Genomic DNA, 12,081 nt, shown 5'->3' with positions numbered 1-12,081 from the left:
TCAGTGCGTCATCGCGTAGACGAGCGAGTTGAGGCCGACGGCGTAGCCGTTCGGCGAGAAGTTGAAGAAGAACCGCGGGTCCTCGCCTTCGCGTTCCCACGAATCGGCGATGTCGGTGTTGTGCGTCATCAACACCATGATGCGGCCCTGTTTGTCGGTGATGGCGGCCATGTGCGCCCGGGCGCTGTCTTCGCCCATCTCCGAGGTCTCGCCGCCGCTGCCGCGCCAGAAGTTGATCGACGGCACCTGGGGGATCTGCGTGATCGGGAACACCGTGCGGAAAATCGCATGGTCCGGCGTCAGGTCCTTGATCGGAAACTCGCCCGGCGGCAGCACCTTGGCAATCTCGCTGGCAAATGATTCCCACGCATACGCGCCCCAGAAGTCGTCGACCCAGAGAAAGCCGCCCTTGTCGAGATACTCGCGCAGGCGGTCGGCGTCGGCCCCCGAAAATCCCGCGCTCCCCGGATCAGAGGCGATCACGATGGGGCACTGGAACAGCGCCTCGTCGGTCGGCCGGACGACGAGGTGATTGGGGTTGCGTGCGCCGTCGAACGCCACGGTCGTCTTGGTGAGCTCGGAGAGCCGGATCGACAGGTTGATCTCGGCGTAGGGATAGTCGGTGCCCCACCCCATGCCGAGGTTCTGCTGGCGGACTTGCGTGTACATCAGCCGGCACAGGTGGAACTTGCCGTCGAAGTCGGCCTCGGTGGCGAACTTCGGCGGCGCGCCTGATTCACTGCCAAACCGGCCGCGACCGCCGCGGAACCCGCGCTGCGCCTCTGCCAGCGTGCCTGCCAGCAGCAATGCAACGACGAGAGCGCAGCCGATGCGGGTCATTGACGCGGCTTGGTCCTCGACAGCGAGCGGTAGTACTCCTCGACCAGCGCCTTGAATTCAGCCGGCACTTCGTCGGATCCGTTGACCAGGGCGCGGTCCGTTTCGTCGCCGACCTTGCGGCGCAACCCGTACTCGAACCGCTTGAGCCCTTCGGCGACGAAGGTCTGCAGCCGCTCGAGCTCGGCGACGTCCTGGTAGACACGCTCGGAGTCGAGCTCACGGAGCCGCTTCATGATCTCGTCGAGTTCCTTCGGGTCCAGGTTCTGCTCGCGCAGCATGTTGCGCAGTGCCTGGCCTTCCTGCGCCCAGCGGCGGGCCTCGCCGCGAAACTGGCGGATGTCATCGGGCGAGAAGCTGCCCGGACGCCGATCGCTGCCCGCCCACCCGCCGTCGCCGAAGCCGCCGAGGCTCGCGCGGCCACCCAGGTCTTCGCGGCCGCCGCCACCCTGCTGACCAGGCTGGCCCTGTTGTCCGCCCTGGCCTGACTGGCCACTCTGGCCCTGCTGTCCGGACTGCCCGCTCTGTCCCTGTTGGCCGCTCTGCCCCTGCTGGCCACTCTGGCCTTGCTGCCCTGGCTTGCCCTGCTGACCGGACTGACCTTGCTGTCCCTGCTGGCCCTGCTTGCCGTCCTGGCCTTGCTGGCCCTCTTTGCCGGGCTGGCCCTGCTGCCCTTCAGCACCCTTGGCACCGTTGGCACTATTGGCACCTTTGGCACCCTCGCGTGAGCGTTCCGCCATTCGCTGGCCCATCGAATCCAGGCCGCGGGCGAGCTCGCGCGCCTTGTCGAGCGCTTCGGTGCTGCGAGCGCGGCCCTGCTGGCCCACCGTGTTGGCCGCTTCGCCCAACTTGTTGCGCAGCGCCTCGATGTTGGCGCCGATCTCTTCCTCGAAGTTGCGCGCGTACTGTTCGGGCGCGCCCGAGCTGAGCAGGCTCTTCGAGTAGCGGATCTTTTCCTTCACCTTGTTGTCGCGAATGCCACTGACCGCTTCCGACAACTTGCGGGCGGTGTCTTTCGCGTCCTTGGTCTGCTCGCCCACCATGCGATCGAGCTGCTTCTCGAGCCCGGCTACCTTGTTTTCGAGCGCGTCCTTGCGCTGGCCCAGCAACTGCGACTGCTGCAGGCGATCGGGACCGGCCTGCGGCAGGCCGCGCGCATCGGCGGCGATGTCTTTCTGTTCCTCGGCAATCTCTTCCGCCTGGCGTTGCGCATCCCGCACGTCACGTTCGCCGCGCGCCTGCTGGTTGCCGGTCAGTTGCCGCTGCGCCTCGCGCAGACGTTCGGCGGCGGCCGCGGCCTGCCCGCCCGCGGACGGGTCGCCCTTGGCGGCCGCCCGCTTCATCGCCTCGGCGGCGCTTCGCAACTGGCGGGCGGTGTCGGCGAGATCCTGCCGTTGCTGATCGCGCGAGAGCTTCTCGAGCTGCCGCGCCGCTTCTTCGGCCTGCTCGGCGAGCGCGCGCTGGAGGTCACCGCCGGAGTTGCCGGCCGACTGGCCCGACGCGAGCCGGCGCTGGCGCTCGATCTCCTGCTCCTGCCGGCGCGCCAGCTCCTTCAACTTCTCGGCCAGCTCGTCGATCTGCTGGTCCTGCTGCTGGGACGAGGCCTGCGAGTTGGTCTCGTACTGATTGGCCATCTTGTCCAGTTCGAGCTTGAACAAATCGGCCAGGTCTTCGGCAATCGAGCCGGCACCGCCGCCGCCACCACCGCCGCCGGCCTGGCGTCCGGTCTGCACCTGCAGCTCGAATTCCTCTTCCGCCTGCTGGAGGAACTGCAGCGCGAGGTTCTCGGGCGGCAGCGCGCCGTCAGGCTTCTGTGCCTGCAGCTGCTTCTCCGCCAGGGTCATCTGCTCGGCCGCCTTCGGCAGCAGCTCGGCGATCTTCTTGAACGACGGATCCGACACCACGAGCCGGCTGTTCATGCGCTCGACCAGGCCCTTGACCTGGTCGCGCAGCTTGCTCTGCGCGAGCGTCAGCACCACCATGTCGGCGCGGAACTTGTCGGACTTGATCGTCTTGCGATCGCGCTGGATGTTGAAGGTGCCCGAAATGATCTGCCGCTGCTGCTGCGACAGCGCGCCCACTTCCTGGCCGCCGCCACCACCGCCACCGCCGCCGCCACCCGACATCGAGGTCGCCGGCTTGAAGTTCTTATCGAACGGCCGGATGCGCAGGAAGAAGATGTCGCTGGTCGCCTGCTTGGCGCCGGCGACCGCGTCGTTGTCGGTGGCGCGGGCGTAATACGACACGGAATCCCCGGCCTTTACGCCGAGCTCCTCCATGTAGAAGGTGTGGCCGGCCGTCACTTCCGGCACCGGCCGCGCGCCGTCGAACAGGCGGATGGTCTTCTCGGGCCCGCCGTTCACCGAGTACACCAACTGCAGGTTCTTCACCGCGTAGTCATCGTCGGCCTTCGCCTCGACGAAGAACTCCTGCACGGGCGTGGCGTCGGTGTCGCGCCCGGGCTTCGACAGCTTCACCGTGGGCGCGAGGTCCGACAGCAGGTCAACCGTGTACTGCGGCGAGGCCGGCAGGCGTTCGCCACTCGCCGAGTCGAGCTCGACGTGATAGAAGCCGTCGTGCTGCGCCTTGAACTGCGCTGACAGGGTGCCGTCGGCGTTGGCCGCGAGCGGCACGCTCTCGTTGTCGTCCGCCTCCGCGGCCGAAGGCCGCTTCGGCGAGACCTCGCCGAAGCTCCCCGCCGACCGGGCGAGCGAAGGCGGGCCCAGCACCAGGCGTCCGCCCTTCGACGCCATGGTCGGCGTGACCGTGACGCGCACGTCGGTGCCCTTGAGCACCGCAACGTCGCCGCCGTCTTCGATCGTTCGCGGCTCGAGGCCGGTGTAAGCGGGATAGGTGTATTCGAGGTCGAGCTTCTTCACGTAGGGCAGCTCGACGACGTTCAGCTTGTACAGCGGCGACCGCACGCCGGCCGCTTCGACGACGTAGTCCAGCGGTTCGGCGAGGTCGAACAGCATGCCTTCATAGGCGCCGTTCTCGCCCTTCACCATCGGCACCTTCTCGAACGCGGACGTCGAGGCCTTGCGGATCAGGATGGCGGCGTCCGCGGCGTCGAAGCCCGAGATGGTGGCGTTGATCATCTGGTCCGCGCCCTTCGGGACCTTGGCGTTGCCGGGCGTCACCTCGATGCGATACGGCGCCGCGGCTTCGAGGTCGCGCGAGATCACGAAGATCGCCGACAGCGTGTGGCGCAGGTAGGCGGGGCCGAACGTGAACAGGGCGAGGGCCGCCAGGGCGACGCCGCCGGCGACCCACGCGTAGCGTGCCATCGAGTCGCGCTCGATGCGCTGGCCTTCGTGGATCTCGCGCACGCGGTCGATGGCGTTTTCGACCAGCCGGCGGATCAACTCGGGCGACCAGTCGCCCGGGCGTTCCGCCGCTTCCATGGCGCTCAGGATGGTGGAGTCGAGCGACGGCTCGTGTTCTTCGAGGTAGAGCGCGACCTGTTCGTCGGAGACCTTGCGCGACAGCGGCCGCGCGAAGAACCACGCGCCGGCGGCCACCAGGACGAACCCGGTGACGATGCGGAACGAGAGGATCGCCGCCGGCGTGAACTTGAGCGCCTCGAGCGCGTAGGCCATCGCGACGATGGCGAGGATGCCGGCAATCAGGAAGCCGACCGCGCCGCGCAACGCCAGCTTGATGCGCCAGCGCCGGCGTACCTGGCGGACCACCTCGAGTAGTTGCGCGCGCGGATTGAGTTCACCCATCTACGGCATCTCCGATGTAGGGCCGCCCTTTATGGGCGGCCATCGACCCGACAGCTCACCGAGTGGCGCGCGACAAGCGCTGGGCCAGCACGGTTTCGGCGATCAGCAGCAGGATACCCGCGAACAACAGGTACCACCAGACCCGTTGTGCCAGTTCCTGGGCCTCATCCGGTAAGACGTCCTGGGCGCCGGCAGAGCCGGGCGCGCCGTTGCCGTTCACCCCGGCAATCAGCTCCTTCGGATCCATGCGATCGAGATTCGACTCGGCCAGGCTCACATTCGCCGCGGCCACGATCACTGGTCCCGCTTCTCGCCCCGCGCCGCGGACCTCGTAGAAGCCCTGTTCGCTGAGTTCCAGAGCCGCAGACACAGATGACGGAGATGACACGGATTTCACACCCAGATCGTGGCGTTGCCCTGACGGCGCCAACACGGTGCGGCCGGCTTCGGTCCGCCCTGCCGCGCTCGTCGTGGCGCCGGCCGCGATCTCGGCGGCATCAACATCGAGCACCTCGCCGATGGTCAGCCAGGCCGGCTGCTCCTTGAATCCCGACAGGTGGCGGCCGAGCTGGTGCACGAACGGCAGGAACACCGGCTTGAGGGCCAGGTCGTTCCAACTGAGATCCAGTGTCGACGCGAACATCACGACACGGCCGCGGCCCCTGGTCCGCTCCACCAGCGCCGGCTCGCCGGTGTCGAACCGCGCCAGCACGGTGGCGCCTGTCGCCGCCTTGAGGCCGCGATACGAGTAGAACCGCGCCGTCGAGAAGTCGCCGCTGCGCGGCGCGCGGAACGGTTCGAACACCGCGTGGCCGTAATCCATGCCGCTCAACTTGGCCGCCGCGCCACGTGAGCGGTCCACCACACCGGCCATCACGGCCGGCAACCACGCTTCGCGAGCCGAGGGCCAGGTCGCGCGCGGGCCGAGGGCCAGCAACAGTCCGCCGCCGCCCTCGACAAACGTGACCAGCTTCGCCGCGGCCGCCTCGGCTACCGACACGTCATTGAGGATCAACAGGCGCGCGCGGGTCGTCGCGTCACCCGCCAGCGCCTCGGCCGATTGGAACGAGGTGTCGAAGTGCGGCGCTTCGCCGATGGCGAGGGCGCGCGACAGATAGAGGTTGGCGTCGGCGCGGCCGCCTGGCGTCACCACCATCACCGGCACCGGCGCGCTCGGCGTGATCACGAAGTTGAACACGTTGTCGCGCGCCAGCGCGTCGATCGACGAGGTCGCCGGGGCCACGCCGGTCTGGACCGCCACGCCCTTCGGCGTGTCGGTGCCGAGGCGCACGGTGGCGCGCGTGGTGGTGGTGGCGATCGAGACCGGCGCGAAGGTCACCGTCGCCGAGGCATTGGCGCCGACGTTCACCGGCAGGGTCTGCACGATGCGGCCGTCCATTTCGAGCTGCACCGGCAGGTTGGCGGCGGCCGTTGCGGTGCGATTGAGCACGCCGGCGGTCACCGTCACCCGCTCGGGTTGCCCGGCCTCACGCGTGCGCAGCAGCGTGGCCGGCGTCAGCGCCAGGCTGGGTCCCGAGGCACCCTCCACCACCGCCGTGGTGATCACCGTCCCGCCCGGCATGCGCAAGGTGTCGTCCGGTTGCCACCCGCCACGCTGGAAGTCGGACACCACGATCACTTCCTTGCGCGGCAGCAGCGATTCGGCGAGCAGGCTCCCCGCCAGCTTCAGCGCCGGCCCGTACTTGGTCGAACCGGGACCGGGCGCCGCGGCGTTGATCTCCGACACCGCGCGCGATCGATCTGGCGTCGATCGCAACGCCACTTCGGCGTTGTCGGCAAACAGCACGAGGGACACGCGGTCCGCGGCCGTCGCGCTCTCGATCGCCTGCGCCGCCGCCCGCTGCGCGCGCGCCCACGAGTCGCCGTAGCCCATGCTGTAGGAACGGTCGAGCAGCACGACGATGTCGCGGGCGCCGCCGGGTGCCGCCGAGACGCCGGACCCGCGCAGGAACGGGCGGGCGAACGCCGCGACGATCAGTGCCAACGCCGCCAGCCGCAGGGCCAGCAACAGCCAGTCGCGGATGCGCCGCTTCTGCACCGACTCGTAGGGAATCTTCTTCAGGAACATCAGCGACGGGAACGCGATCACCGACTTGCGCTCGCGCTGGGTCAGGTGCACGAGCACCGGGATCGCGAGTGCCGCGAGGCCGAGCAGGAAGAGAGGCGTCAGGAACGACACGGTTACCTGGTCCGGGCCATGCGTTCGCGCATCGACAGGAAGCGGAACAACGCGTAGTCGAGTGGCTGGCTGGTGTTCAGCAGCATGTAGTCAATCTGCTGCTGCGACGCCCGGGTGGTCAGCGCCTCGATGTGCGCGGCCACCAGCGACCGGTACTGATCCGCCAGCGCCGCGGGAACGATGGGAATCTGGTCGCCGCTCTCGAGATCCTCGAAACTTGACGGCTCGACGAACGAGAAGTCGACCTCCTGCGGATCGAGCACATGAAAGAGGACCACATCGTTGCCGCGGAACCGCAGCAGCCCGACCGCATCGAAGATCTCTTCCGGCTCGGCGTAGAAGTCGGAGATCACCACGATGATGCCGCGGCGGCCGAAGTGTTCCGCCAGCCGCTTGAGCGGCGCCACCAGGTGGCCCGGCTTCTCGGCCCTGGCCCGGTCGAGCGTGTGCAGGACGACGTCCATGTGCTTGGCTGACGGCGGCACGTGGTCGACGATGTGCTCGTCAAACGTGACCAGGCCGACGCGGTCGCGCTGCTGGTTGGCGAGATAGGTCAGGCACGCCGCCAAGGTCTTGGCGTAATCGAGTTTCGAAATCTTCTCGCCGAAGCTCATCGACTTCGAGACGTCGAGCAGCACCGAGAAGTTGGCATTGGAGTCGGCCTCGAATTCCTTGATGTAGTACTTGTCGGTGCGCGCGTAGACGCGCCAGTCGACGCGGCGGATGTCGTCGCCGGCGACGTAGCCCCGGTGCTCGGCGAAGTCCACCGAGGCGCCGAAGAAGGGCGAGCGGTGGGTGCCGTTGATCAGGCCATCCACCACCGTCTTCGCCACGAGCTCCAGGTTGCCGACGCGCGCGAGGACCGCGGGGTCCACGAAGCGCGCGCCGGGGATGGGTTGGTGTACTGCCATGTCGCTCCCGGGCGGGCAAAGCCCGCCCCTACATTCGAGATTACATCCCCGACTTCGGCACCGGCACCGACTCGAGCAGCCGATCCACCAGCGTGTCGCTGGTGACGCCCTCCGACTGGGCGTGGAAATTCGTCAGCACGCGGTGGCGCAGCACGGAGTGCGCAATCGCGCGGATGTCCTCGAAGCTGACGTGGTAGCGGCCGCTGGTGAGCGCGCGCGCCTTGCCGCCGAGCACCAGGTACTGCGCCGCGCGCACGCTGGCGCCGAACGCCACCCATTTCTTCACCGACTCGGGACAGGTCGGCGACTTCGGCCGGCTGGCACGGACCAGCGACAGCGCGTAGCGCATCACCGGATCCGCCACCGGCACCCGGCGCACCAGCCGCTGGAACGCGACCAGGTCGGGCCCGGTGACCGGCCGCTCGAACTGCGGATCCTGGTTCGTGGTGGTCGTCTTCACGACCAGGAACTCCTCGTCTTCCGGCGGGTGCTCGATGACGATGTGGAACATGAAGCGATCGAGCTGTGCTTCGGGCAGTGGATAGGTGCCTTCGAGCTCGATCGGGTTCTGCGTCGCGAACACGTAGAACGGCTCTTCGAGCTTGTAAGTGCGGCCCTGGATGGTGACGCGGTGCTCCTGCATGGCCTCGAGCAGCGCCGACTGCGTCTTCGGCGGCGTGCGGTTGATTTCGTCCGCCAGCACGATATTGGCGAAGATCGGCCCGGGCGAGAACACCATTTGCCGCCGGCCGGTGGCGGCATCTTCCTGGATGATGTCGGTGCCGGTGATGTCGGACGGCATCAGGTCGGGCGTGAACTGGATGCGCGAGAACTTGAGGTCCAGCACGCGCGCCATGGTGTGAATGAGCAGCGTCTTGGCGAGGCCGGGCACGCCGACAATCAGGCTGTTGCCGCCGACAAACAGCGTCAACAGCACCTGGTTGATGATGTCGTCCTGGCCGACGATTAGCTTCTTCAACTCGTGAATGATCTTGTCGCGGCCGTCCTTCATCCGTTCGGCCAGGGCCAGATCGTCCGGCGAGTTCATGTCTGCGGTGTCCACGGAAGCTCCTCTCGCTGCTAGTCCGCCTGAAGGCGGACGCTACGTACGGCTCCGCCTAAAGGCGGAGGCTACATCAATGCGTCATCGCGTAGATGACGTAGTTCACGCCAAACTTATACGCTTCGTTCGATAAGTCCACCGGCATGTAGCCGGTGTCCGAAAACTCCCACATCTCGCCGAGGTCGTGGTTGTAGTTGGCCACGGCCATCAGCCGCTTGGCCGGATCATTGTCTTCGAAGAGCCCCGTCCATTCGGCGGGGCCGTAATAGCCGTCGAGGTCGAGCGAGTTGATCTCGAAGAACGAATGGAAGATGGGATGGGTGGCGTCGAGCGGCACCCAGCGCGCGTCGGGCAGCACGTGGCGCATCTGGAACACCAGGTTGTCGCGGTGGTTCTCGCGGAAGTCGTCGAAGATGATGAAGCCGCCCTTCTGCAGGTAGGCCCGCAGTCCGGCCGCCTCCGCCTCGTTCATCGTCCAGAAGCCCGGCTCCGACATGTAGGCGATTGGAAACAGCGCCAGGTCTGGATCGTCGAGCGTGCGGATGTTGCCCTGGTCGACGAAGGTCCGCGTGAAGGTCAGCTCCGACAGGATCTTCATGAAGTGGAAATCGGCGCGCGGGAAGTCGTGCGCCCAGGGCGGCTCGCGCCGCATCATGCGGAGGTCGGCGGCGCCGTATTGAAGGCGCATGAACGCAAACCGCCCGTCGTAGCCGGCCTTGGCGCTTTCGACCACCGGCACGGGCCGGCGGCCGCGGCCGGCGCCGCGAAAGTCTTGCGGCTCCTTCGCCCCGACTTCGCTCTTCGAGCTTCGTCGGGCTTCGCTGCTGACGGCGCCCAGTGCACCGCTCGCGGCGATGACGGCGGTGACCAACGCCGCACAGGTGGTCGCGACGGCGTTACGCGAGGCCGACGACACGCCGGTACCCCCATTCGGCGGACAACAGGCCCACCAGCAGCATCAACACGATCGGCATGTGCCAGAGGTCGTGCTCTTCCACCGTGGTCACGCCGCGGCCGGTGTAACGCAAATCATCGGCGAGCGTCGCGGTGGTGCCGGCCTCGTAGTAGCGGCCGCCGGTATCTTCCGCAATCCGCCTCAACGTCGCCGCGTGCATCGTCGCATCGAAGAACTCGGCTTCGCCGGGCGCGGCGCGGAAGTGCGTGACCGTGCTGCTGACGGTCTTGCCGCCGCGCGTCGCTTCCAGCTTCGCTTGGTACCAGCCCGGAGCCTTGGTTGGCACCGACACGTGGTACTGGCCCGGGTGCTCGCCATCCCACGACATCGGCAGGTCGGCAATGGCGCCGTCGGGGCCGGTGATGGTGGCGGTCACCGCCGCGTCGTTCAACTCGACGAAGGACGGATCGACCACGTTCGCGATCAGCGTGGCGGCCTCACCGGGCTCGACGCGTTCGCTGGTGAGGCTGGGCTCGACCTGGTCGGGGACGCCGTCCACGACCCAGCGCAGCAACTGGCGCCAGTAGTTCTCGTGGGTCATGTCTTCGACCGGAATGCTGGCGTGCATCTGCCAGATCCACGAGTCTTGCGGAAGAAACGCGAACGCCTTGCCGCGCCCGTAGCGCTGGAACGACAGCATCGGCCGCTCGGCCCGCGACTCGTCGGTGCCGGTGAGCAGCACGGTGGCGCCGGGCTTCACCGCGTCGATGCGGTTCACGGTGGTGATGCCGGGCAGCGTGTTCCAGCGTTCGGCGGAGGCCGTCTCGTTCGCCGCCAGTTGGGTCACCGCCGTCGCGCTGCCGGCGCGCGTCGGTTTGACCTGGAGCCGCGACACCGTGTCCCTGGCCTGCACCTTCGCGCGGTCGAGCACCACCGGCAGCACGTCGGCGACCGCGGTGCCGGCATAGCCGCCCTCGGCAAACGCGCGCGGGCCGCCCAGCGTGAGCAGGCCGCCGCCGCGGCGATCGACGAACTCCGAAATCATCCGCAGCTGATCGCCGGTGAAGGCGCCGGCCTCGATACTGCCAAGGATGAGGCCGCGATAGGAGAACAGCTCCTCGCGCGTCTTGGGAAACCCGGCCGCCAGTTCTTCCGGCGTGTCGACCCCGATGCGCAGGTACTTGTTGTCGGCGGTCCGCTGCAGCACCGTGAGAATCAGGTTGCCGTCTTCCTTAATGGCGCGGCCGATGAACTTCATCTCGAAGCGCGGCTCGCCTTCGAAGTAGAGGACCTTCTCCTTGCGATCGCGCACGTCGATCAGCGCCTCGCGGGCGTTGTTCTCCGTGACCAGCTCGCCCGGTTGCGGCGAGACGCGGAAGCGCAGCACGCGCGGGCCGGCTTCGCTCACGGTGAACCGGACCGGGATCGACGCCGGCGTGCCGGCGTCGGGCAGCGTGACCTGCTGCGTGCTGACCAGCGTGCCCTCGTCGTCGACGTCGAGCGTGACCTGCTGGCCGTCGAAGCCCGACTGCGACAGCACGACATCGACCATCAGCGTGGTGCCCTTGAGCGTGGTCTTGGGCGTGACGATGCGGCCGACCTGGATGTCCTTCGACAGCGTCTCCTGCCCCACGCCGACCGTGAAGACCGGCAGGCCCTCGGCCTTGAGGCCCAGCAGCGCGTCGCCCAGCGCCGCATCCGCGGTGTCGGCGCCGTCGCTCACCATGACCAGGCCGGCCACGGGCAGGCCCGCCAGTTCCTGCCGCACGCCGGAGAGCGCCGCGCCGAGCCGCGTCTGCGATCCGCCAAACGTCAGCTCGCCCTGCGCCATCGTTCGCGACGGCGCCGAGGAGAAGCGAAACGTGCGCACGGTGAACCGATCGGAAAGCGCCTTGAGCAGGCCGGCATTGGGCTCCGCGAATTCGTCGGTGATGAACTTCGAGCGCGGCTGGCCGCCGTGATCGGCAATCTGCATGCTGCGCGAGTCGTCCAGCAGCACGCCGAGGAAGTTCTGTTGCGGCACCGCCGCCTTCACCACCAGCAGCGGGCGGAACAGGCAGACCAGGATGATGGCGAGCAGCGCGACGCGGATGGCCGCCAGCGCGACGCGATCACGCGTGCGGCCGCGTCCGGAGCGGTAGGCGGCCAGGGTCAGGCCGACCGCGACCAGCACCGCGACGGCAGCCACGTACGAACCCGTGGAGGCGGCGAAGCGGAACTCGCCCTGGGTGAACACCACCGGGGAGAGCTCGAAAAAGAACTTGAATAGGGCGTCGAACACGAATGGCTCGGATTCTACTTCGGTTAGGGAGGCGCCACGCCACAGCTAACCTGTCAGACGGTCCCCGGCCCACCGTGGCCGTGACCGTATGTAATACGACGTCTCCGGCCACCGATTGGACACCGATTAATCACGGATGAGAGCCCGACCCGCGACGCCGGGCTCT

General features: G+C 67.8%; 7 protein-coding genes. All 7 read right to left on the bottom strand.

The features are described from left to right. Nucleotides 1–840 carry a DUF4159 domain-containing protein gene (locus WC815_06420; protein MFA5908389.1) on the bottom strand — a complete coding sequence of 280 codons (840 nt, stop codon included), beginning with the start codon at nt 838–840 and terminating at the stop codon, nt 1–3. Then, on the bottom strand, nt 837–4,565 hold the full coding sequence (locus WC815_06415; protein ID MFA5908388.1) for a DUF4175 family protein: 3,729 nt from the start codon (nt 4,563–4,565) through the stop codon (nt 837–839). The genes WC815_06420 and WC815_06415 overlap by 4 nt, the downstream gene beginning before the upstream one ends. A gap of 55 nt (nt 4,566–4,620) precedes the next feature. Beyond that, nucleotides 4,621–6,765 carry a BatA domain-containing protein gene (locus tag WC815_06410; GenBank protein MFA5908387.1) on the bottom strand — a complete coding sequence of 715 codons (2,145 nt, stop codon included), beginning with the start codon at nt 6,763–6,765 and terminating at the stop codon, nt 4,621–4,623. 2 nt (nt 6,766–6,767) lie between these two features. Next, the gene (locus WC815_06405) at nt 6,768–7,676 is read right to left on the bottom strand and encodes a DUF58 domain-containing protein (protein ID MFA5908386.1); all 909 of its coding nucleotides are present in this window, start codon (nt 7,674–7,676) and stop codon (nt 6,768–6,770) included. Between the two features lie 40 nt (nt 7,677–7,716). Beyond that, nucleotides 7,717–8,739, bottom strand: coding sequence for a MoxR family ATPase (locus WC815_06400; protein ID MFA5908385.1), 1,023 nt, complete (start codon nt 8,737–8,739; stop codon nt 7,717–7,719). Nucleotides 8,740–8,812: 73 nt separating this feature from the next. Continuing rightward, nucleotides 8,813–9,655 carry a DUF4159 domain-containing protein gene (locus tag WC815_06395; protein ID MFA5908384.1) on the bottom strand — a complete coding sequence of 281 codons (843 nt, stop codon included), beginning with the start codon at nt 9,653–9,655 and terminating at the stop codon, nt 8,813–8,815. Then, nucleotides 9,636–11,915 carry a glutamine amidotransferase gene (locus WC815_06390; GenBank protein ID MFA5908383.1) on the bottom strand — a complete coding sequence of 760 codons (2,280 nt, stop codon included), beginning with the start codon at nt 11,913–11,915 and terminating at the stop codon, nt 9,636–9,638. Before WC815_06390 ends, WC815_06395 begins: the two co-directional genes overlap by 20 nt. Nucleotides 11,916–12,081 lie beyond the last annotated feature (166 nt).

Source organism: Vicinamibacterales bacterium (assembly GCA_041659285.1).
Lineage (GTDB): Bacteria > Acidobacteriota > Vicinamibacteria > Vicinamibacterales > UBA2999 > 12-FULL-67-14b.
This window is presented reverse-complemented; position numbering and strand designations above follow the sequence as displayed.